Here is a 24,318-nt window from a genome sequence, read left to right as displayed (position 1 = left end):
ATAAGCCCTAAACCCGTTCGTTTTCAAATCTTTCGATTTTATCTTTGATACTTAGCAGATAGTCTATATCATCATAGCCATTAAGCAGACACTGCTTTTTGTAAGTATTAATATCAAAATTCACTTTTTCACCGGTCGCGACTATTTCAAAGCTTTGGGCATCGAGATCAACCCTGAATTGCGCGTTGGCGTCATCGGCGATCACAGAGAATAGCCGGGCCAAAAATTCCTCCGAAACCACTACGGGCAGTACGCCGTTGTTCAGTGCGTTGTTCCTGAAAATATCTGCAAAAAAACTGCTCACGACCACCTTAAATCCGTAATCGTGAATGGCCCAGGCTGCGTGCTCCCTGCTGGAGCCACTGCCGAAGTTTTTTCCTGCAATCAGGATTTTGCCAGAGTAAGCCGGGTTGTTAAGTACAAAATCTTCATTGATTGTCCCGTCATTTTTGTAACGCCAGTCACGAAACAGGTTATCGCCAAATCCCTCTCTGGTCGTGGCTTTCAGAAACCTCGCCGGAATAATCTGATCGGTATCGACATTTTCGATGGGCAGCGGCACCGCCCGTGAAATGATCGTTTTAAATTTTTCTACGGCCATTTATTAATTCTTTAATATTTACAAAACTTTTCTGGGATCGATAATCTTACCGGTCACCGCCACTGCCGCCGCAGTACGGGGGCTGGCAAGCAGTGTACGGGCACCAGGGCCCTGTCTTCCCTCAAAATTCCGGTTGGATGTGGAAACTGCATACTTCCCCTCCGGGATTTTATCATCATTCATCGCCAGGCAGGCAGAACAGCCCGGCTGCCTCAATTTAAACCCTGCCTCTTCCAAAACGGTCACAAGCCCCTCTTCATAGGCCTGTTTTTCCACTTGTTTGGAACCCGGTACAATCCAGGCAGTAATGTTATCGGCTTTCCTTTTGCCTTTTACAAACCGGGCCACTTCCCTGAGGTCTTCTATCCTGCCATTGGTACAGCTACCGACAAAAACAAAATCCACAGGTTTACCTTCCAGCACCTCCCCTGCTTTAAAGCCCATATAATTCATTGATTTTTCAAAACTTAACCTTTCCTTTTCATGAATTTCCTCCAAAGAAGGAATGTTTGACACAATTTTTGTCCCCATTCCCGGATTGGTTCCGTAAGTGATCATGGGTTCAATATCCGCAGCGTCAAAGGTCAGCTCCTTATCAAACACCGCCGTTTCATCTGTATATAGTGTCTTCCACTTCTTCAAAGCCTTATCAAATTCAGCACCTTTGGGAGCAAATTCCTTGTCTTTTATATAGTCAAAAGTAACCTGGTCCGGCGCAATCAGCCCTCCGCGAGCACCCATTTCGATACTCATGTTACACACTGTCATTCTTCCTTCCATGCTCAGGCCCTTTATCGCATCTCCGGCAAACTCCACGAAATAGCCGGTGCCCCCACTGGCTGTGACTTTTGAAATAATGTAAAGCACCACATCTTTGGCAGTGACGCCATCTCCCAGTTTGCCATTTACATTTATTCTCATTTTCCTGGGCTTGGGCTGTAGCACGCATTGTGTGGCCAGCACCATTTCCACCTCACTGGTACCAATGCCAAAGGCTACCGCACCAAACGCCCCATGTGTAGAGGTATGGCTATCACCACAAACTATGGTCATTCCTGGCTGTGTCAGACCCAACTTCGGGCCTATTACGTGCACAATGCCCTGGAATGGGTGGTTTAAGCCATATAGTGTGACCCCATGTTTTTCACAGTTTCTTGTAAGTGTGTTGACCTGAAACCGGGATAATTCATCTTTAATAGTAAGGTGCTGATCTATCGTAGGCACGTTATGATCGGGGGTGGCGACGGTATTTTGCGGCCTGAAAACCGGAATCCCTCTTTTTTCTATACCTGCAAAGGCCTGGGGACTTGTCACCTCATGCACAAGATGCTTATCTATATAAAGTACACTGGGGCCATCCTCGATTTCACTGACCACATGGGCGTCCCAGATTTTGTCAAACAAGGTTTTAGACATTTGTCACTGTTATTTTATTCACAATATTATATATTATTTCTACCATATACTAAAATTCCCCTCTTTCTAAAGAGGGGATTATCAACAACCAAAACTAAGCTTCAACTTTTTCAAATAAGATGAAGGCCTCGTTTGAAGAAAATTAATCTATAATTTCATTTTTACCTTTCTCACTTTGAAATGGCCTCCACATTTTCCACCAGCGCATGCAGATCATCGTCGCTTATCTGTTTTTTCTCATCTGCCCATTCCAGAAACCTTAAATAGATGGGTTCAAGATTTGCTTTTTCATACACATAACCCAGTTTTTCGAGTTGATGCTTTAAAGCCGCCCGGCCGCTTCGTGCCGTCAGTACAATAGCAGATCCCGAGGCACCTACATCATCAGGATCCATGATTTCAAAATTATCCCGGTGTTTAATAATACCATCCTGATGAATACCCGAAGAGTGGGCAAAGGCATTGGCCCCCACAACCGCTTTGTTAGGCTGTACAAGTAAGCCCATTACTTCCGATACCAACCGGCTGGTTTTACAAATCTCTTTGGTATTTATTTGGGTATAAAAACGGTCCTGATAACGCATTTTTATAGTCATGACTACCTCTTCCAGGGAACAGTTACCAGCACGCTCGCCTACCCCGTTTAAGGTGCATTCAACCTGTCTGGCACCATTTACCACTCCCGCCAGGGCATTGGCAGTGGCCAGCCCCAGGTCATTGTGGGTATGCATGCTCAGTACCACGTCGTTTTTGAATGCAGGAATTCTCTCCACTAGGCTTTTGATCATGAATCCCCATTCTTCCGGCAATGCGTAGCCAACTGTGTCGGGCAGGTTAATGGTGGTGGCACCTGCATCTATGGCTACCTGGGTAAATTTTACCAGGTACTCAAAATCCGCCCGTGATGCATCCATGGGAGAAAACTCTACATTATCCAGGTATGACTTGGCCCTCGACACTGCTCTGTCTACCATTTTGAGGACTTCATCACGTGTTTTGCGCATTTGGTTTTCGATGTGTATGTCTGAAGCCGAAATAAAAGTGTGGATACGCGGAGAAGCCGCATTTTCTATTGAGCGGGCCGCAACATCTATGTCCTCATCCAGTCCTCGGGCCAGAGCACATACAGTTGACTTTTTGACAGTGTTTGCAATCTTCCTGACAGCATTGAAATCCTCCGGCGAAGAAATGGGAAAACCCGCTTCCATAATATCGACACCCAGCAGTTCGAGTTGTTTCGCCAACGCTATTTTCTCATCAGTCACCAACTTTGCCCCGGGAACCTGCTCACCATCTCTCAGCGTAGTATCGAAAATATAAACTTTATCCTTCATAGTAGTCTATTAAGCCTTTTTGAAAAAATCATATCACTACTAACGCTAAAAGTAATCCCTCAGAGGTATGATTTAAAATAATTATAAATTAAATTTACAATATCTAAAATGATTTTTCATATTATAAAATACTGGTTATTAGATTTTTAAATTAATTTTTCCTACAATGTCCAACAAAAATAACGAGCCGTTGTTCCAACTAATAAAGTCATTGACCAAGGCCGAAAAACGCTCTTTTAAACTTTTCGTGTCCAGGCATAAAAGTGGGGAAAATGCCAAGTTTCTGAAATTGTTTGACTGGATGGACAAGCAGGAACACTATGATGAAGGTAAAATTATTCAAAAAGCGCCCGCCATTAAAGCCTCTCAGATTAGCAACCTGAAAGCCAATCTCTACAAACAAATTCTGCAAAGTCTCAGGAGCAGCAAATCGGGCAATGATGTGCCCATGCAAATCCGTGACTGTATAGATCAGGCTACTATTTTGTATGACAAATGCTTGTATAAGCAGAGCTTCAAAATTCTTGAAAAAGCCAAAACATTGGCTGAAAAGAATGATTTTCCTTTGTTGTTGCTGGAAATCGTTGAATTCGGGAAAAGACTGGTTACCAAACTGGCTGACCCACGAGTAGAAGGCAGGGTGAATGAACTGATGAAGGAGTCGGAAGCAATCGGAGAGCAGTTGAAAAGCCTCCATACCTTCTCCAACCTCTCGCTAAAGTTGTATTCATTTTACATGAATATAGGTTTTATCAGGGATCATAAAGACTTCGAAATTGTTAACAGCTTTTATTTCTCCAGCATACCCGCATTTAAGGAAGAGCGTTTATCTTTTAATGAAAAAAACTACCTGTTTAATTCCATGGTAGGTTATTACTTTTTTATCCAGGACGATAACCGCGCTTATGAGTACGCCAAAAAATGGGTGCAATTGTTTAACGACAATCCTTCTTTAATCGCCCCTAAAATCGAGTTATACATAAAGGCCTTCAACAATCTGCTGATTGCACAAAATAAGCTCGGAAAGTTTGAGGAGTTTGTCACCACTTTTAAAAAATTGGATAACATCCACAAAATCAAAAACCTTCACTTAACCGATAACATAAAACTGCAATTGTTTAAATACCTGTCCACCCACCGGGTTAACCACTTTTTTTTACTGGGTGCCTTTGATGAAGGGGTCAAAATTGTACCTGAGATTGCCAGTGGTTTGAACAAATTTATGGATAAGCTGGATATGCACCACATCCTGATATTTTATTATAAGTTTGCCTGCATGTATTTTGGTAACAACCAATGGCAGGATGCCGTGTTTTGGCTTAATAAAATTATCAACGCTACCAATGTCGACCTGCGCTCCGATATTCAGTGTTTTGCCAGGATATTAAACCTGATCAGTCATTATGAGCTTGAAAACACCGACCTGGTAGATTATTACATCCTTTCAACCTACCGATTTTTAATCAAAAAGGATGACTTATATATGTTTCAAAAATATATCATGAAATTTTTGAAGGATCTGAACAGCATTAAACCAAATCAGCTCATGGATGCCTTTAAAAAGTTGCGCAAGCAGATGTTGTCTCTGAAAAGCAGTCCCTATGAAAAACGGGCATTTTTGTATTTTGACATTGTTTCCTGGCTGGAAAGTAAAATCGAAAACCGCCCTGTAGGGAAAGTTATCCGGGAAAAGGCTTTGAAAAGAAATGAGCCGCAGGTGGTTTGAACCCGCAGGCATCACACTCCCACCTCCTCCCCCAGCCCTGGAATCACCACCTCCCTGAAACCTTCTTCCAACAACGACGCCCTGAACAACTCCTGCCGGCTAATTGCTCCGTGAACTAAAAATATCTTTTTTAATTTTTTCTGGTCCTGATTTTTCAGAAAATCCAGCATTTCCCGGTGATCGCCATGCGCACTTAAAGAGTCCATGATTTCTACCCGGGCTTTTAGTTTTTTTTCCACACCAAACAGCCTGACCGTTTCAGGACGGTTCCGGATCCTTTCCTCAAGCGTTCCAGGTGCGCAAAAACCGACAATTAAAATAGTATTCCGGCGGTTTTCCATGTGGTTAAACAGGTGATGTCTTATCCTGCCGGCCGTCATCATACCTGAAGCACTGATGATGATTGCCGGCCCTTGCAGGTCGTTGATTTTTTTAGAGTCTTCAACCTTACGCACATAGCTCAGATGGCCAAACCCAAAGGGGTCGGGGTCTGTATCCATGTATTCAAGCAAAGCCTCATCATAACACTCCGGGTGCATCACGAAAATATCGGTGGCATTTACCGCCAACGGACTATCGACAAACACGGGTATCATCGGCAATTTGCCACTGGACTCCAGTTTGTCCATTATATACACCAACTCCTGGGTTCTTCCCACGCTGAAAGCCGGAATCAATAACTTCCCCTTGTTTTTAATACAGGTCTGATCAATAATTTTAAGCAGTTCATGTTCGTCCTCGGGTTCGGACTTGTGGGACTGACCACCGTAGGTCGACTCGCAGATAATGTAATCACAGTCCGGCATGGGGACAGGATCTCTTAAAATCGGACGGTTTGGCCGGCCTATGTCGCCGGTAAATCCAATAAATTTTTCGTGATAATCATCCACTTTGATTTTCAACACTATATTGGAGCTGCCCAGAATATGGCCTGCATCCCTGAAAATTACCGAAACATTACCATTGATCCGGAGCCACCGGTTGTAGCCAATACCCACAAAACTGTCGAGGCATTTACTGGCATCCAAGGCTGTATACAAAGGTTCCACCGGGGCTTTGCCTTCCCTGGCCCTTCTTTTGTTAGTGTATTCTGCATCCTTTTCCTGAATATACGCACTGTCGAGAAGCATAATGGCTGCCAAATCGCGAGTAGCACTTGTACAGAAAATATTTCCTTCAAAACCGTCCCTTACCAGTGCTGGCACCCGCCCAATGTGATCAATATGGGCGTGTGATACAATCACACAGTCTATTTCCCGGGGATCGAACAGCCACTTTCTGTTAAAATCTTCGTAACCTTCTTCACGCCCCTGATACAGCCCGCAATCCAACAATATTTTATAACCGTTATCAAGGGTTAAAAGATGGCTGCTTCCGGTTACGGTTCGGGCGGCCCCACAAAATTTTATTTTCATTTAATAAGATTTTAATCATCGATTAATCATAAAAAAACAACTGGTACAAGCGTCCTGTGGGTGTTGTACAACTCATTACAGGTGCCGCATTTATTTTCGTTTTAGTCATAGTATGACTCAAAGTCATACTATGACTGACTGGTGATCTCCGGTGTTTCATCCGGCAGGGGTGTTGCACAACTTAAGACGGTGCTTGTATTTTTATTTTACAGGCAAAAACCTCCGTGTCTCTTTGTGTCTTGGTGCCTTGGTGGTTAACCATTTTTCACCACGGAGGCACCAAGACACAAAGAGGCACAAAGAGGCACAAAGAATTTTGTCCAAAATGTTGTGCAACACCCACGGGGCGCTTGTGCCTTTTAACGACAGGAGAGCAAAAGACGCTTGCCCTATCCGATGGCCTTAATGATAAGAGGATGCGATGATTTCATAATCGTCGTCCCAAGGGTGCATACCATAAAATAATTGTCAATTGTTCATTGTCAACTGTCCATTACCAATTGCATCAGTCGTATTGCAACAATGAGCAAGATATAAATTTTAGCAGAAAGCAAAAAGCCAGCATGTTGAAGAGGTCCCTGGAAATTTGTTTATTAAAAGACCTACTGCCTGACAAGATCGGGACATTCCCGGTTGACCAGTTCCTGCATGTCTTCATCAAACTTAGCCAAATACAGCGTTTTCACTTTGCGGAGTTGCTCAAGGGTAATCCCTGTGGTATTTCTTAAATCGGCGCGGTACAAATTGGCATCAGTAAAATCAGCACCGGTAAGATAAGCACCCTTTAAATCCGCTTCCATCATAAAAGCACTCCTGAAATCTGCTTTTATCAAAAATGCGTTGGTAAGACTGGCCTTGATCAAAAATGCATCGGTAAACTTGGCACCGCTGGCATAAGCGCTGTTCAGCTTGCTTTGATTGAGCGTTGCTGCTTCGAGATTGGTCTGGTTAAGCCTGGCTTCCTCGAGATTAGCTTCAATGAGGTTAGCGCCGTTGAGATTGGCGGAGTTTAAGTTGGATCCTTTTAAAATTACATAATTCAGATTGGTTCTTGCAAGATAGCAGTTAACCAGGTTGATATTATATATATGATGTCTGTTCAACCGCTTGATATTACCCACATTTCTGAAAGCTGCTTCATCGGATTCCCACAGTCTGAAGTCATCGATCTCATCTTTATACGTTCTGATTCTCAACCGCTTTTCACCACTTTTGTTTAACCAGAAAATCAATATACCGATCACCAGGATATCGAACAGCATACCATGGGCCTCAGCCAATACGTTCAGATAAAATTCCTCAAAATCGTGAATATAAAAACGCAGACTCAGCCCTATGACCAATAAGGTCAACAGCAGAAAAACCAGGAAGGAGGTGAGTATTGGCTTCTCAATTATGCTCTCGAAAACTCTCCTTATTTTACCCATATATAAGCTAAGACATTCTTTCAGATATATAATCCCAATCAAGCACCTAAAATTAGAAGAATGAAAAGGCAATTAATATTCAATAACCGGTATAAAATTACATTAACAACGTATCCGGGATATTTTCAGATAACACCGGATATCGATGGGTGATTTGTGCAGGTCAGCAATTGTGAAGGTGTTTGCTTTTAGAAAGAAAGCTTCCTGATTTTTTCAAATAACACCTGGCTTATCTTCATATATGATTCATAGGTCCAACCTCCGACATGAGGGGTAAGCAACACATTTTCAGCATTTTTAAAAAAATCCAGTAAATCTTCTTCTCTGGCGCTGAGCGATTTTCTCTTTTCAAATTCATGCACATCAAGGGCAGCTCCCAGGATTTTGCCCCCTAACAATTGTATTTTCAGGTTATCAAGGGGCAAAATTTCGCCTCTGGCAGTATTTATAATATAAATATTCTTCTTGAAACCCGAGATAAACTCCGCATTCACCATAGCATTTGTCTCCTCCGTTAAAGGCACATGAAGGCTCAGAATGTCACATTCATCAAAAATATTTTGTAAAGAAGCCTCCCTGACAAGTTCATTAGAAAAGCCGGTTTTATATTTATCATAGGCCAGAACCTTACAGCCAAAACCCCTTAACCTTTTCGCAAAAGCCTGTCCCATATAACCAAAGCCTATGAGGCCTAATGTTTTACCGGCTATCTCCACCCCCCTGTTGATTTCCCTGTTCCAGACCCCGCCGCGTATTTGCCGATGGGCTATATGGATTTTGTTTAACAGGCACAGCAACAGCCCAAGGCAATGTTCAGCCAGGGCATCTCTGTTACCCTCCGGTGCATTGATGATGACAATGTTTCGTTCAGTGGCCTGTTCCACATTGATTTGATCCAGGCCAGCACCTGCCCTCGCAATAAATTTTAACCTTGTGGCAGCATCAAAAAAAGCTTCATCCAGATGGGTTTTACTACGGACAATAATACCATCGTATTTGCCTATTGTCGCCAGGATCTCCTCCCTTCTGATGTCGGGCCTGTAATCTACCGAATATCCCAGATCCTGCAGCTCCGGAATGATAGCGGTATGGATGTCATCTATTATAAGGCATGCCCTTTTCATACTTACTGATTTCATAAATCCTGATTGGCAGCGTTAAATGGTATAAAACAAACGTACAACAACTAAATATACCCCTAACCCCAGAATGTCATTGGCGGTAGTGATGAAAGGGCCGGAAGCAAGGGCTGGATTGATATTAAACCTATTTAACAGCAACGGAGTGGCAGTGCCCATAAAAGAGGCCAGCAATACCACACAAAAAAGGGCTATGGAAACGACTACCGCAAATTTCAGATTCTCCCATTCCAGGATCCAGTAACTGATGCCCAATACCACAATGCCAAGCACGAGGCCATTGACCAAAGCAACTATCAGCACTTTAAAAAGCCTCCTCAGTGTAGTTTCCTCAAACACTGAGCGGCTGGCAAGGCTTTGTACAATAATGGATGAAGACTGAATACCAACATTACCCCCTGTGGCCATGATGAGCGGTATAAAAAGAGCAATTTCAGTAATCCTTCTGATATCTGCTTCAAAAAAACCGATCACTTTAGCCCCCAGTAATCCCCCGAACAACCCAAAAATCAGCCAGGGTAGCCGTGCGCGGGTTAACACCCAAAGATTATCATCCTCTTCCACGTCTTCAGATATACCCGACATGATTTGCCGCTCCTGTTCAGCGCTTTCCGTAATAACGTCTACAATATCGTCGATGGTAATCCTCCCTACCAGCTTGCCCTGCAGGTTGACCACAGGAACAGCAACCAGATCATATTTTTGCATCAAGGACGCTACCTCGGTATCTTCCATAAAGGTCTGTACCGAAATAATGTCATCGGAATATATATCAGCTATTCTGGTTGCATCGTCGGAGAGTATAATCTTTTTCAAAGAAACCCTGCCCAACAGCTTATCCCGGTCGTCCACCACGTACATTGAATAAATCTTTTCCACATTTCCCGCCTGGCGCCTTATTTCATCGATACATTGGATCACTGTCCAGTTAATATTGGCTTTGATCAGTTCCTTGGCCATCAATCCTCCCGCCGTATCTTCTTCATACCTTAGTAAATCCAACAGGTAGGACACTTTTTCTTCATGATCAAGGCCGGCAATGATCTTTTCCCGGTCTTTGACAGGAAGCTCATTGAGAATGTCTGCCCCATCGTCAGAATCTATGATGGCAATGTATTTTGCGATTTCTTCCGGCCCGAAAACTTTTAAAAACTCCTTTCTTGTGTCATTGTCAAGATCGCTGATAATCTGGGCGCCTACCCCGGTATCTAGCTGATCCAGTACATATTTGGACTCTTCAGCATTAAATTCTTCCAAAACTGCCGATATATCGGCGGGATTTACACCTTCCATAGTTTCCCGGACAAAGGCTCCATCATCTTGTTCAATAGCCAGCTTTAATTTCTCGAGATATTCCTTAGAAAGTTCAAATTGCACAGATAGGCTCAAGATTCCTCGATTTTTTGAGTTAGGGAAATAAATTGATCAACAGAAAGTTGCTCGGCCCTTTTATCCAAAATAGAAAGGTCACGAATTTTCTCCGGCAAATTTATCCTTTTTAAAGCGTTCCGCAATGTTTTTCGCCGATTTTGAAATCCTGCTTTTACCAGCTTTTTAAAGAGATCCTCATCACATGGTAATTGCACCACCTCGTTTCTTTGAAAACGCAATACGGACGACCGGACTTTCGGTGGGGGTTGGAATACATCGGGCTCCACAACAAATAAATAGTCTACATGATAAAAAGCCTGAAGCAACACACTGAGAATGCCATACGCCTTACTGCCAGGTGGAGAAGCAATTCTTTTGGCCACTTCATGTTGCACCATACAAACCACTTCCGGAATTTGGTTTTTGAACGCCAGAATCCTGAAAAAAATCTGGGACGAAATATTATAGGGGAAGTTTCCAATGATCCCAAATTTATTTTGAAAAACGGTCGCTGGATTCCATTTCAAAAAATCCCCCTGAATGACCCGTTCCTTCAACCCTGGAAAGTTTTGTTCGAGGTATTTGACAGAATCCCTGTCTATATCGATTACATAGGTATTCACCTCCGCCCTTTTTAGAAGAAAACCAGTTAAAACACCCATACCAGGCCCAATTTCCAGGATATCCTGATAAGGTGGCGAAAAAGTAAGGGCATTGACGATGTTTTCCGCTACCTGCAAGTCCTTTAAAAAATGTTGCCCTAAATACTTTTTCGGCCTCACTTTAGTCATATTATTCAAATCTCTATAAATTGCAAACCAAATTCTAAGGTAATAATATTTCAATAGACGGTTTAACTTTCAATTTTGATAAAATGGATAAAACTGCACAAACAGTCAATAAAAACAAGCCTGTAATTGGCATTACCATAGGTGACCTCAATGGCATCGGCGCGGAGATAATCATTAAATCCCTGGCTGATAACAGGTTGCTGAAAATGGTAACACCTGTTGTTTATGGCTCGACAAAAGTTTTATCTTATTACAGGAAAATAATGGGCCTCGAGCCATTTAATCACCATCCTGTCAACAATAATTTTGACATACACACAAAAAAAATCAATGTGAAAAATTGCTGGCAGGAAACCGTTGAGCTAAAACCCGGCCAGGTTACTTCCGAAGGTGGAAAATACGCCTATCTGGCCCTTGAAGCCGCCACTAATGACCTGAAAGAAGGAAAAATACAAGCTCTAGTGACGGCGCCCATCAATAAAAAGAACATTCAGAGTGAAAGTTTTAATTTTGTCGGACATACCGAATACCTTACCAGTAAATTCAATACTGACAACGAAGACAGTCTGATGTTACTGGTGAGTGATCAATTAAGAATCGGCGTGGTGACCAGTCATATTCCCCTGGGTGATGTCAAAAAAAACCTTACCAAAGAGGTGGTTGACAGTAAAATCAACCTCCTGCATAAAAGCCTGAAAAAGGATTTTGGCATCTCGAAACCCAAGATTGCCGTGCTGGGTCTCAATCCCCATGCGGGAGAAGACGGACTGCTGGGGGGTGAAGAGGGAGAGATCATCATCCCGGCTATCAATGCGTGCAAAAAGAAGGGGAGCCTTGTCTTCGGACCATTTCCGGCCGACGGGTTTTTCGGAAAAATGGAGCATAAAAAGTACGATGCGGTCATGGCCATGTACCATGACCAGGGTCTGATCCCATTTAAGACACTGGCCTTTGATGAGGGTGTAAATTATACAGCCGGACTCCCGGTGGTAAGAACCTCGCCTGACCACGGAACCGCCTATAGTATTGCCGGAAAAAATAAAGCCAGTGAAGACTCTATGTTACACGCCTTGTTTTTGGCACTTGACATTACCAAAAAAAGAATGGAAGGTGCTGCAACGGTTAATTGAGTTGCCAGGTAGCTCACATTATTTTTTTAAAATTATAATTATCTTTTTAAATTTGCGGTCTTAATTTCTAAGGGTATGGGAGCGTATGAAGTAAAGAAATTGTACATTGACATATTTAATTTGCAAAACAAATCCTATGATTATGATTTTGCAATAGACGATCGATTCTTTCAAAGCTTTGAAGATAGTTTTATCAACAAAGGTAGGGCTACAATCAAGGTTTCTCTCAGCAAATCAGAGACTTTTATTGAGGTCAGTATACATATTGATGGCATCGTAGAGCTGACCTGCGACCGGAGCCTGGAAAAATTTGATTATCCGGTGGCACTCGATCCTAAGCTGATTTTCAAATTTGGCCATGAGGAAAAGGAACTGGATGATTTTATGATACAAATTACCAGGCAAACCGAAAGGATTGATTTGGGGCAATATATTTACGAATTCATTAGCCTGGCCCTACCCATGAAAAAACTGCATCCCCGATTTATGGATGCGGAGGAAGATGGGGATAGCCTGGTTTATTCGTCCGAAGCCAGTGAATCTGCAGGCGAAGGTATCGTCGATCCGGAGCAAATGAATGAGGACGATATCGATCCACGATGGAAAAAACTAATTGAATTAAAAAATATTAAACGATAAAATTAAGAAACAATGGCGCATCCTAAAAGAAAAACGTCAAAAGCCAGAAGGGACAAGCGTAGAACACACTACAAGGCTACAGAAAAAAACCTTGTGATTTGTCCTGCCACCGGAGAAATGCATTTGCCTCACAGAGCTCATTGGTACGAAGGTAAGCTCTATTACAAAGGAAAAGTGGTAATGGAAAAAGAGGTATTGGTATAGATATATGAGGATTGCCTTAGATGCAATGGGTGGAGATTTTGCCCCTGAAGCAACCCTGGAGGGGGTAAGGTTAGCCATTGATGAAATGCCGCCCGATTCCCGTATTGTCGTGATTGGTAAAAAGGACATCATCAATCCTTTAATTAGAGAGAAGGGCATAGATGACTCCTTACTCGAGGTGTTCAACGCCAACGATGTAATTCACATGGGCGAACATCCGACCAGGGCACTGACACAAAAACCGGAGTCAAGTATTGCCGTAGGTTTTGGGTTGCTGAAAGAAAAAGCAGTAAATGCCTTTTGCAGTGCCGGAAATACCGGAGCCATGCATGTTGGCGCTATGTTTACTATCAAAACAATCGAGGGCATTATTCGTCCCGGAATAGCGGGTTTTGTACCTAAGGAAAACGGTGACTATGGTGTCCTCATGGATGTAGGTGCCAACGCCGACTGCAAGCCTGACGTGCTGGTGCAGTTTGGTGAAATGGGTTCCATATACGCAAAGCACGTTTTTCACATTGACAACCCCAAAGTGGGGTTGATGAATCTGGGCGAAGAAGAACAAAAAGGCACCTTGCTTACCCAGGCTGCATTTCAGCTTTTTAAACTTGACAAAAAGGTGAACTTCATCGGCAACATCGAGGGAAGAGACGTTTTTAATGATAAAACGGATGTCATCGTTTGTGATGGTTTCACCGGAAATGTTATTCTGAAATTTGCAGAGTCAATTTATGACTTACTGAAAAAAAGAAATTTACTGGATCCTTTTTTCGACAAATTTAACTACGAAGCGATTGGTGGCAGTCCTATATTGGGTGTCAATGGTAACGTAATCATAGGTCATGGAGTGTCTAGTCCCACGGCCATTAAAAACATGCTGTTACAGGCTCATAAAATGGCAAAATCCAATATACACCTTAAAATTAAAGAGAGTTTGGGAGCCTAAAACCTGTAGAACTTAAAGCCTGAAGGCCTTATGCTGGCACCCTCATTAATTTTATTATTGTAAAAATATTTTTAGTTTACCTTTTAAATGCAAAAATTCTGAGAGGTTTAATTTTAAAAATTTAGGAATGAGTAAAATTACTGCCGCTATCAAAGGTATTCACGGCTGGGTCCCTGACTACGTTTTGACCAATGAGGAATTAACGACCATGGTCGATACCAGTGACGAATGGATTACCACAAGAACCGGAATCAAGGAAAGAAGAATCCTGAAGGGACAGGACCAGGGGACATCGGTGATAGGGGTACATGCTGTAAAGGGTTTATTGGAAAAAACCGGTACCAGGGCTGAAGATATTGATCTCATCATTTGCGCCACGACTACACCTGACATGCTTTTTCCAGCCACTGCCAATATCATAGCTAATCAGGTGGGGGCGGTGAATGCCTTCAGCTACGATTTGCAGGCAGCGTGCTCAGGATTTCTGTATGCATTAAGTACCGGTGCGCAGTTTATTGAAACAGGAAAATACCAGAAAATAATAGTAGTAGGCGCTGATAAAATGTCCTCGATCATAGATTACGAAGACAGAACTACCTGTATCATCTTCGGAGATGGTGGAGGGGCTGTACTGTTGGAACCAAGCAAAGAAGGTTATGGTGTGCTGGATTCTATCCTGCGATCCGACGGGTCAGGGGAGCCACATCTGCACATGAAAGCCGGAGGCAGCAGAAGACCGGCAACCCATCGGACGATTGAAGAAAAGCAGCATTTCGTATATCAGGAAGGCGCGGCAGTTTTTAAATTTGCTGTGATCAACATGGCAGACGTTTCGGCCGAAATCATGGAAAAAAATAACCTGAAACCCGAAGATGTTTCCTGGTTGGTACCACATCAGGCCAACAAGCGAATCATCGATGCAACTGCCAATAGAATGGGCATTACCAATGGAAAAGTAATGTTAAACATCCACAGATATGGAAACACCACCAGTGGTACCATACCACTTTGCCTCTTTGACTATGAATCCAATCTTAAAAAAGGGGATAATCTAATACTTTCAGCCTTTGGTGGCGGCTTCACATGGGGCTCAGTATACTTAAAATGGGGCTATGACACTTAATTGATCACCTAACAAATCAAAGAAAATTACCTTGTAAAATATTTTTAACATTTCTTAAATATTACTTTATTTCTTTTGATAGAATTTCTGAAAAAATGGATAGGGATGTTTCATTTGTCTATTTGATTTGTAACTTAGCTTAAATTTATTTTAAATGGCAACAACTGCAGATTTTAGGAATGGTTTGTGTATTGAATTCAATCAGGATTTATATACGATTGTCGAATTTCAACACGTAAAACCAGGAAAGGGACCGGCTTTTGTCAGAACAAAGCTGAAAAGTCTGAATACCGGAAAAGTTATAGAAAATACCTTTAACGCCGGGGTAAAAGTTACCACCGCCAGGATTGAACGCAGGCCACATCAATTTCTGTACAAAGACGATCTCGGATTTCACTTCATGGATAGTAGCACCTTTGAACAGGTCACACTTCAAAAAGAGTTGATTAGTGCCCATGAATTGATGAAAGATGGACAGGAAGTGGAAATACTATTCCACGCGGAAACGGAGAGTCCGCTTAACTGTGATTTACCACCATTTGTAACGTTGAAAATCACCTATACGGAACCAGGGCTGAAAGGAGACACCGCCACCAATGCCACCAAGCCCGCGACACTCGAAACCGGTGCAGAAATCCAGGTACCACTTTTTATAGATCAGGACGAGGTTATTAAAGTAGATACAAGAACAGGTTCCTACTCGGAACGCGTAAAATAAGTATTATGAAAGCGAAAGAATTACAAGACCTATTAGATTTCATTGCAAAGTCCGGGCTTGATGAGGTAAATATAGAAACTGAAGAATACAAGATCAAAGTCAGAAAAACCGCAGAACCCAAAACAAGAATTATAGAAACCAGCGCAGCAGCAATCACTTCGGTACCGCCTGCACAAAACCATGTGGCCCCTGCTCCGGAAAGTGAGACTCAACCAGCCGCACCAACGCCGGAGGCTGTTGAACAAGGGGGCCAAAGTAATTATATCACTATAAAATCACCCATGATCGGTACATTTTACCGGTCCGCAAATCCTGACTCCGACGCTTTTGTCAACGTAGGTGATAAAGTAGCTACCGGACAGACGGTGTGCATCGTGGAGGCCATGAAGCTTTTTAATGAAATTGAATCGGAAGTATCGGGAACCGTAGTTAAAATTTTGATTGAAAATGCCTCTCCGGTAGAATATGATCAACCGCTTTTCCTTATCGACCCTTCTTAAATCAAGAAGCCTTTATCAGTTTATAGGCCGGTTCAATGCATTGGCCGTAGTGTAATTGTAAAAAGAATTATAAGGTGTTTAAAAAAATACTAATTGCCAACAGAGGAGAAATAGCCCTTCGAATCATCAGAACCTGTAAAGAAATGGGAATCGATACGGTGGCCATCTACTCAACGGCGGACAAAGATAGTTTGCATGTGAGATTTGCCAACGAGGCCGTGTGTATAGGCCCTCCTCCGAGCAACCTTTCCTATTTGAACATCCCTCAGATCATCGCAGCGGCAGAAATTACCAATGCCGATGCCATTCATCCGGGATATGGTTTTTTGGCTGAAAATGCCGAGTTTTCAAGGGTTTGTCAGGAACACAATATCAAGTTTATCGGCGCATCGCCAGAAATGATCAACCAAATGGGCGATAAGGCTACCGCCATAGAAACCATGAAAAAAGCAGGTGTTCCTACCATACCGGGTTCGGACGGATTGTTGGAAACAGTGGAAGAAGGCATGGCGATCGCCAAAAAAATCAAATATCCGGTAATGCTTAAAGCCACCGCAGGTGGCGGCGGAAAAGGAATGCGCATCGTTAAGGATGAAACAGCATTTAAAAAAGCATGGGACGATGCCCGGATGGAAGCAGGGGCGGCCTTTGGCAACGATGGCTTATATCTTGAAAAGTTTATTGTTGAACCGAGGCATATCGAAATCCAGGTAGTAGGTGATAAAACCGGTAAGGCCTGCCATCTTTCGGAAAGAGACTGCTCCATACAAAGGAGGCACCAAAAGCTGGTGGAAGAGACTCCCTCGCCTGCTATGACCAAAAAGCTGCGCGATCAAATGGGCAAGGCCGCTGTTAAAGCGGCCGAAGCTATCAACTATGAGGGTGCCGGAACTGTTGAGTTTTTGGTCGACAAAAACAAGGATTTTTACTTTATGGAAATGAACACCAGGATTCAGGTGGAGCACCCTATTACCGAGCAGGTAACCGACTTTGATCTTATCAAAGAGCAGATTAAAGTGGCCGCCGGTATTGAAATCTCTGGTAAAAATTATTATCCACATCTCTACTCCATGGAGTGCCGCATCAACGCAGAAGACCCTGCCAGGGATTTCAGGCCAAGCCCGGGGAAAATCACCAACCTGCATCTTCCGGGAGGTCAGGGAGTGAGAGTAGACAGCCACGTATATGCTGGCTACACCATTCCACCGAATTATGACTCTATGATTGCGAAATTGATTGTCTCCGCACAAACAAGAGAAGAAGTTATTGTAAGGATGAAGAGGGCCCTGGAAGAGTTTGTTATCGAGGGTATTAAAACCACCATCCCATTTCACATTAAACTGATGGAAGACCCACAATTTCAATCAGGCAAGTTTACCACCGCCTTTATGAATACTTTCGACCTGAGCCAGATCGAAGAATAAATCAGGAGAAGAATAAATCAGGATTTAAGATCTATCCTCGTGCTTTGTAAAAAGGATGGGGCTTTCCCCGGATCCTACATCCAATCATGCCCGTTGTGCGTAGCCGGAAGACAGGAACTTACCGGTAGTTGAGATGAACGGAAATGCTAAGCGTGTGTTGACAGTTCTCAGTAACTGCCAGCCATGAATCCATATATATTTTATGGCATGGACATTAAGTTTTTCGTCCAGCTCCGTTTATACCTTCCATTTAAAACGTATTTAGCCCTCAGAAGCGCCCCAATTTTAAAAAGCCAACCAATGGTAACCTTCCGGGTATCAGGTTGTCTTTGGTAGTAAAATACAGTTATTTACTAACCAATGTAAGTTGCATGAAAACGCAAAACAGAAACTATTACCTAACCCTGACAGGATTATTTTTTCTGATTACCGCTTGCGACAACCATTTCCATGATTGTATCCGTGGAAACGGTCCTAACGTCCGGGTAGAAAGAAACGTCACCGGTTTTAACAGTGTATACAATGGCATCAGTGCCAATGTGCACATTGCTCAAGGCGAACCTTACCAAGTGACCATAGAAGGTAGAGAAGATGTGGTAGATGAAATCCGTACAACAGTTGACGGCGATGCATTGAGTATAGAAAGCCGGTATTGTTTGAAAGGTGGGGATGTAGATATATTTATCACCATGCCGGCTATCAGAAGTATTGCCAATTTGGGATCAGGTGGTATTTTTAGTGACAACATCTGGGAAAGTGATGACCTGAATATGTCCATTACAGGTTCCGGGGATATCAAAGCCGATATGGAGGTGGGTAATCTTGAATACAAAATCACAGGATCGGGGAACGTCAGGTTAACGGGTAAGCGCACCTTTCAGGATATCCGGATTTCAGGGTCGGGCCGGGTGAATAGTTTTGGCCTGAGGAGTGATGAAGCCTACGTCAGCATTTCCGGCTCGGGCCGGTGTGAGGTGACTGTGGAACAAAAACTGGATGTAAAAATCTCCGGAAGCGGATCTGTTTTCTACAGGGGCAACCCTTCAGTCAGCTCCGCCATCTCCGGGTCAGGAAGGATATTTGAAGACAACTGACCACCACCACCGAGTCCCCTTTGTGTGTCTTGGTGGTTAACCACTTTTCACCACGGAGGCACCAAGACACAAAGAGACACGGAGATTTTCGCCTGTAAAATAAAAATACAAGCACCGTCTTAAGTTGTGCAACAGCCACGGGACGCATGCGCCAGATGGGAAAGTAACGGATTTTACCTAAGCAGGTATAACTTACCGAAACCTTTTTTAAAGGCCTTGTCGGCAGCAGTTTCACGTTTTTTTATGTCAGCGGCATTCCCACCCATGATTACCCGGTACAAGTACACACCGTTGGCCAGTTGATCACCAAACTCATCCCTTCCATCCCACGCAAAGTCTGAAATATTGTTTCCCACCCTTATGGCCCCCAACTCATTTTGCGTAATTTCCCTGACAATTTTGCCGGTAACCGTCATGATCTGAATTTTAATCTGATCCGGAATCTCGCTTCCGGTTAGCGTAAATACAAACCTGGTACTGGTAGAAAATGGGTTTGGATAGGGGTAAAAATTGGTAATACTTGACTCATTGATCACCTCAAACCTGATTTTGTAGGGTTCTATTCCAGACTGATTTCCGCTGGCATCGGCTGCCTGAACCAGGAGGGTATACAGGCCATCCTCCAGTTGTTCCGGCTGATATTCAACTTTAAAGTCCGAATTTTCAGTAGCTTCAAAGTAGCGCACAGTCGGATCAGAAAAATTTATTTTAGTGAATTCACAATTCTGACAACCATCATCCGGCGTACAATCCTGGCATGGAACACCCAGAAAAACGGCTATACCCACCGTATCTTTTTTCAGCAAGGTTTTGTTCTCATCTTTCAAAGAAATGGATATAAGCGGACTGGGAGAAACTATCTCACCGTCTAAAATGTAAATTCCGTCGAAAACCACATCAATGATAGGATTAATCGTATCTTTATTAACAATCAACGCATTGGTGATGTCAATAATGTTGTTGTTATAGCTTTGCTCTACTTCCAACCTGGGGTTGACAAATACATTCAGATTATTTTTTCCTGCCTTATCATTCGTGTCGAGAGATAGTCGAAATGGGGTCGCCTGTCCCGGCGCCGGTTCATTTATTTTAAAGCTTGACTCGGTGGCGGATCTATTACTTTGATTAAACAAAGAATAGCTCACTGTCAATGAGTCGGTAAACTGCCTGGTGGAGATGTTCTCAAAGATGAAATCCGTCTCAACCGACTCCCCTTCCTGCCTGTCGCTGTCAAAGTTTTCCATAGCTTCCTCCGTTAGGTACAGGATTCCTTCGGGAGTCGGCTCATAAAATACCTGCCAGGATTTTAACTGAGAGGGGGTAAGGTTTACTTCATCTTTGATATCATATCTTATTTTCAGGAAGGGGTAGGCTGTCGCATCTATTCCGGTCATGTCTATTTCATCAGCCTGTATATTGTCAAACAGTTTGGTCTCATTACCCGATAAGTCAATCCCATATATGTCAAAATCAAAAAGGTCCGTTTGTGGCTGCTCTGAAATCTTGACTTTGTTCACAAAGTTATTCCAGCTTAATGCAGGGCCGATTAGGGTAGAGCCGATAGACCCCTGCTTGAATTTTGAAAGAAGCATCTCATTCAGGGAAATCTGCTGTTCGTTGGCAGGTATAGCAGACGCGCCGTCGGCAGTAATTACAGTGGCTGTACCCGGTGCGGCTCCTTTTTTGCCTAAAATGATTAGGGGCTCTCCGGCCTGCATGGCCGAAATGGTAGCGCTGGCAACACCTATTTCTTCCATTTTTGCTATGGTAGTAGCTGGCCAGGTGTTGTAAGATACGGAACCCAGAGACATCATCAACACATAGTCATCAGTCGATACGCCGTCTATATATTGATCCATGAAAAGGTTATTGACTATATCGGAGTTGGTGAAATTATTAATCAATTGTGGTAACCGGCCACAACGCCTTAAATCCGATACATCCCTGTTGGTAAACGATAACACCACATAGGGCAATCCGGTCTGATGGTCAAAAGCCAGGGCATTCATACTGTTATTCCTGCAAATTCTATTGCCAGGACTGCTGATAATAAAGGGAATATTCTGTACGGTTAATTTTATATTGACAGGATTACTATCAGGGTGAAGTTCACCATAGGTAACCGCCTCAAGACTGGTTTGGCTTTCCTTAAATTGCCAGGATTGGGTGGTTTCATTGCTGTCCAGACCGGTAACCACAGCCTCTGAAAACTGATCAAACCTTGTCTGAGACCACCCTTCGGGGCTATCTTTTATATAAATAAAGGAGCTCTCCGACCAGCTATCCTCTTCACCCGGCTGAGGGTTGGCAAATTTGGTGCGCCAATAATATACTGTGCTATCATGGGCCGGAACATCTCCCAGCAAATCAGTCTGCCAACGGGCAACTACCCTGGCTTCTACCGAGTGGGTCTTTTTAAAGGGACTATCGAAGGTACTTACTGTGTCAATTTCAAACAAAAACAACCTGGTTTCAGAAAAGGGATCTGTCGACTGCGCAATAAGCATAACAGGCTGTGAATTAATGACGCCATAATTGTGCGGCAATATATTGGCCGTACCGGATAAAGGAATAAAAAACGTAGTAAAAGCAGTATTATTACCCTCATTCATTTCCGGCACAAGATTCCTTGCGTCTATCTGTATCTCAAAGGAGTTATCGCCAAATGCGTTACCACCCATTGGAACATCATAAAAAATTGTATCCTGATAAAAAACCGGTGCAAATTTTAAAGTATCATAGTTAAAATTGACACCGTTACTCAAGGTTCTGTTTACATTAATGGCGATGGAATCAGTGCTGACCCGTCCATAGTTTTCCACAATAATACCTATGCGAAGCGTTTCATCTGCCGCCGTAACTTCTCCCCCATCCACAGATTGGAAAAAGACATCCTCCTTTTTTACAGAAAAATCCGGCTGACTTGCCCCAAAAAGCTTTATGGCCGGGTCACCCTGTAGAATAACCTCCTGCGATTGTGTAATATTTGCCTTGGAGTTACCAAAGTTCTCCAAAAACCTTTTATTGGTTTCAACGATAATATTTCCGATGGACTGACCGAAAAAGGTCGAATCGCCATAGGCAGTGCTGTAAAATATATTAGTGTGATTTTTAAGCTGGCTAACAAAACCAGTGGTGCTATGGGCCATAAAATTCAATGCACCTTTTCCAGGGGTGAATATCCAATCCTCGCCAAAGGTAAAAAAAGTGTTAAAGATGTCCCCCGCATCACAACCATTCACCAGGATGGCAGGGTATCTTGCTTTGTTATTATAGCCCATCAATTCGTTAGACACATTTCCGATTTCAATATCAGTGACCGATGCGGACGAGTGCCCATAAAATGTGATCAAAGAAACTCCTTTATTGACTTGCTCGGAAATATTAAAAAGCTGCACTACACTATTATCGCTTTTGTTGATTGTCGATACTTTCCCTCCCAAATAAACATCCTCGGCTATATTTTTAAACCTATCTACAAAACCGGCAAACAATACCAGCTCCGATGCGGTTTGTCCACCGCTTAAGTGAATGATGTTTTTCCTCCAGAGATCATCAAAAGGAACTGCTTCCATCTCAATGACTTTGTTAAGATATACCAATACTTCCTCAGGTTCACGCGCATTTAAACGGCCGATAGGCACAGGCGCCAGGTCGACGTTACCACCAAGCCCGGCAATAAGCGCTGCATCTGAACCAGGCACACCGCTGGTGGGCACCAGGTTACTCAACGAAAATGATTGAGGAGACTTTCGGTAGTAAACATTGGTACGCCTGATCCTGGTTTCCAGCGATAAAGCCTTACCAATTAAAAATATGTACCGGAGATTTCCCGACTGCAACATAAAATTTGCAAATCGCCGGATGGCCAATGGTGTTTGCTCGCCATAGCTGAACTGGTTGTAAAGCTGATCAATGTTAACCAGTAATGTATCGAATTCCCCTCCTGCCAGCGAGGCCCTGTATGCTGCATAGTTCTCAACCGGATCGTCTACCGCTGATGTTGGTTGGCGCAAGTCCTGATGAGAAATGATGATGTAATCATGATCGGAGGGATCAATGGCGCGAAAATTTATTTTTTGGATGTTGGGGGATAAAAATCCGTTGGCATTGACGAGAATTTTTCTGCCTGAGACGCTGTTATCCACCACAAAATCCAAAAGACCTGACTGATTATTGAATCCAATTCTCCTGATATCGCTTAAACCGGTAATGTCATAAAGATCGACCTGTGCCGGTGCGCCGGTCACTTCCACATAAGACTTTCCGGAAGGATTGTTTGCCAGGTTCAAAATTTTGGTATTTTCTCCCGCCATGTCAAAATTCTGAGGATAGGTTATCTTAATAAAGCCGGGAGCGACAACATCCGGGCCGCCCTCCGGAGAAACTGAAACCCTCACAATCAACGCGCCATCAGCGCCTACATCAGACCATGCCAGCTCCTCCAGTAATAAATATTTGCGATAAAAATTAAATTCGGCAGTTGTTAAGGTTCTCATGGACCCGGCGTTAGGCCCGACCAATATACTCACATGATGCTCCCGGTTGTTATTACCCACCAGTAGTAAATTTAACTTCGGTTTGGACCCGGCCTGATTACTGTTGGTAAGATTAAAGGAAAAATCCCGGAATTGACCGAGTTGTATGTTCGGTCCGATCCATCCCTCTCCCATATCAAATTGTGCCAACCAGGTTTTGCTGTTGTTTCCACCTTCGGGATATGTCCTCCCTCTTGAATATTGATCCGTGTATACGTCCAGAATTTCATTGCTATGATCTGTTTCGGCTGGAATACCACTTACGTTATTCTCTGAAAAAAAGGGCATCCTTTTGCCCTTGGCCGGGCTAAGCTTCCAGGTTAAAAAATAGGCCGAAGCGTCTGAAAACAGGTTGTAAAAAGTATGTGGTTGATCTCCGGGTGCTAAATAAAGTTCTGTGTCAAGTGTACCATCATTTGCCTGACCATAAAATTCTATAAAATCACCGGCGTCAAAATTAGCATCCTCCTGCCCCTCGATCCTGATGGCCTGTTCCACACCCCTGTGAAAAATCTGAATTCGTCTCGGATCAACTGCGTTAACAGGAAATCCGGCATCTACCAGATTGTTGAAAGTTAACCGGTAAATCCCATTTTCGGCAACCGTCAATTTATAATACGTTTGATTAAAGTCGATCCACTCATTACCATAGATTTGTGCTTGCAGGTTGTTTGCCCAAAAGAACAAAGCCGAAATTGAAATCATACACAGCGAAAACCTTGTCTGAAAACCTAAGGTAAAGTTATACATACGCCAAAATTTCAAACTATCGACAACCATCC

The 24,318-nt window shown here is 43.2% G+C and carries 19 protein-coding genes; 10 read left to right on the top strand and 9 right to left on the bottom strand.

The genetic code is table 11. From position 1 onward, the window contains the following. Positions 1–7 precede the first annotated feature (7 nt). From leuD to AC04NP_RS22580, 3 genes are all read right to left on the bottom strand, one after another. The gene (leuD, locus tag AC04NP_RS22590) at positions 8–601 is read right to left on the bottom strand and encodes a 3-isopropylmalate dehydratase small subunit (protein WP_482862225.1); all 594 of its coding nucleotides are present in this window, start codon (positions 599–601) and stop codon (positions 8–10) included. An 18-nt stretch (positions 602–619) separates the two neighbouring features. Further along, positions 620–2,017: a 3-isopropylmalate dehydratase large subunit gene (leuC, locus tag AC04NP_RS22585; protein ID WP_482862224.1), complete on the bottom strand. Its 1,398-nt coding sequence runs from the start codon at positions 2,015–2,017 to the stop codon at positions 620–622. Positions 2,018–2,187: 170 nt separating this feature from the next. After that, the gene (locus AC04NP_RS22580) at positions 2,188–3,351 is read right to left on the bottom strand and encodes a 2-isopropylmalate synthase (protein ID WP_482862223.1); all 1,164 of its coding nucleotides are present in this window, start codon (positions 3,349–3,351) and stop codon (positions 2,188–2,190) included. 166 nt (positions 3,352–3,517) lie between these two features. Here AC04NP_RS22580 and AC04NP_RS22575 point away from each other — a divergent pair, with 166 nt between their 5' ends. After that, positions 3,518–5,077, top strand: a complete 1,560-nt coding sequence (locus AC04NP_RS22575; RefSeq protein ID WP_482862222.1) for a hypothetical protein — start codon at positions 3,518–3,520, stop codon at positions 5,075–5,077. Between the two features lie 11 nt (positions 5,078–5,088). Here the strand turns inward: AC04NP_RS22575 and AC04NP_RS22570 are convergent, their stop codons facing one another. The 5 genes from AC04NP_RS22570 to rsmA all read right to left on the bottom strand — a co-directional run bounded on the left by AC04NP_RS22570 (position 5,089) and on the right by rsmA (position 11,220). After that, complete coding sequence (locus AC04NP_RS22570) at positions 5,089–6,492, bottom strand: MBL fold metallo-hydrolase (protein WP_482862221.1); 1,404 nt, start codon at positions 6,490–6,492, stop codon at positions 5,089–5,091. A gap of 602 nt (positions 6,493–7,094) precedes the next feature. Then, positions 7,095–7,919: a pentapeptide repeat-containing protein gene (locus AC04NP_RS22565; protein ID WP_482862220.1), complete on the bottom strand. Its 825-nt coding sequence runs from the start codon at positions 7,917–7,919 to the stop codon at positions 7,095–7,097. A 188-nt stretch (positions 7,920–8,107) separates the two neighbouring features. Beyond that, complete coding sequence (locus tag AC04NP_RS22560; protein WP_482862219.1) at positions 8,108–9,058, bottom strand: NAD(P)-dependent oxidoreductase; 951 nt, start codon at positions 9,056–9,058, stop codon at positions 8,108–8,110. A gap of 18 nt (positions 9,059–9,076) precedes the next feature. Continuing rightward, entirely contained in the window at positions 9,077–10,447 is a 1,371-nt protein-coding gene (gene mgtE / locus AC04NP_RS22555) for a magnesium transporter (protein WP_482862218.1), read from the bottom strand. After that, positions 10,444–11,220, bottom strand: coding sequence for a 16S rRNA (adenine(1518)-N(6)/adenine(1519)-N(6))-dimethyltransferase RsmA (rsmA, locus tag AC04NP_RS22550; RefSeq protein WP_482862217.1), 777 nt, complete (start codon positions 11,218–11,220; stop codon positions 10,444–10,446). The genes mgtE and rsmA overlap by 4 nt, the downstream gene beginning before the upstream one ends. A gap of 83 nt (positions 11,221–11,303) precedes the next feature. Between rsmA and pdxA the strand changes: the two genes are divergently transcribed. The 9 genes from pdxA to AC04NP_RS22505 all read left to right on the top strand — a co-directional run bounded on the left by pdxA (position 11,304) and on the right by AC04NP_RS22505 (position 18,998). Further along, the gene (gene pdxA, locus AC04NP_RS22545) at positions 11,304–12,350 is read left to right on the top strand and encodes a 4-hydroxythreonine-4-phosphate dehydrogenase PdxA (RefSeq protein ID WP_482862216.1); all 1,047 of its coding nucleotides are present in this window, start codon (positions 11,304–11,306) and stop codon (positions 12,348–12,350) included. 75 nt (positions 12,351–12,425) lie between these two features. Beyond that, a complete protein-coding gene (locus AC04NP_RS22540; protein ID WP_482862215.1) occupies positions 12,426–12,989 on the top strand; it encodes a YceD family protein in 564 nt (187 codons plus the stop codon). 12 nt (positions 12,990–13,001) lie between these two features. Further along, a complete protein-coding gene (gene rpmF / locus AC04NP_RS22535) occupies positions 13,002–13,193 on the top strand; it encodes a 50S ribosomal protein L32 (RefSeq protein WP_482862214.1) in 192 nt (63 codons plus the stop codon). 4 nt (positions 13,194–13,197) lie between these two features. Beyond that, on the top strand, positions 13,198–14,139 hold the full coding sequence (gene plsX, locus AC04NP_RS22530; RefSeq protein WP_482862213.1) for a phosphate acyltransferase PlsX: 942 nt from the start codon (positions 13,198–13,200) through the stop codon (positions 14,137–14,139). A gap of 127 nt (positions 14,140–14,266) precedes the next feature. After that, complete coding sequence (locus AC04NP_RS22525) at positions 14,267–15,262, top strand: beta-ketoacyl-ACP synthase III (RefSeq protein ID WP_482862212.1); 996 nt, start codon at positions 14,267–14,269, stop codon at positions 15,260–15,262. Positions 15,263–15,416: 154 nt separating this feature from the next. Continuing rightward, positions 15,417–15,980 (top strand): elongation factor P, encoded by a 564-nt coding sequence (gene efp, locus AC04NP_RS22520; RefSeq protein WP_482862211.1) that lies wholly within the window; start codon positions 15,417–15,419, stop codon positions 15,978–15,980. A 5-nt stretch (positions 15,981–15,985) separates the two neighbouring features. Then, on the top strand, positions 15,986–16,480 hold the full coding sequence (gene accB / locus AC04NP_RS22515; RefSeq protein WP_482862210.1) for an acetyl-CoA carboxylase biotin carboxyl carrier protein: 495 nt from the start codon (positions 15,986–15,988) through the stop codon (positions 16,478–16,480). A 74-nt stretch (positions 16,481–16,554) separates the two neighbouring features. Beyond that, positions 16,555–17,904, top strand: a complete 1,350-nt coding sequence (accC, locus tag AC04NP_RS22510; RefSeq protein WP_482862209.1) for an acetyl-CoA carboxylase biotin carboxylase subunit — start codon at positions 16,555–16,557, stop codon at positions 17,902–17,904. Between the two features lie 371 nt (positions 17,905–18,275). After that, the gene (locus tag AC04NP_RS22505; RefSeq protein WP_482862208.1) at positions 18,276–18,998 is read left to right on the top strand and encodes a head GIN domain-containing protein; all 723 of its coding nucleotides are present in this window, start codon (positions 18,276–18,278) and stop codon (positions 18,996–18,998) included. Positions 18,999–19,171: 173 nt separating this feature from the next. Here AC04NP_RS22505 and porU2 read toward each other — a convergent pair whose 3' ends face one another. Then, entirely contained in the window at positions 19,172–24,286 is a 5,115-nt protein-coding gene (gene porU2, locus AC04NP_RS22500) for a putative type IX secretion system sortase PorU2 (protein ID WP_482862207.1), read from the bottom strand. Positions 24,287–24,318 lie beyond the last annotated feature (32 nt).

The sequence above is a fragment of the Agaribacillus sp. DX54 genome (assembly GCF_056858335.1).
Note: the sequence above shows the minus strand (reverse complement) of the source record. Positions and strands in the feature narration are given on the sequence as shown.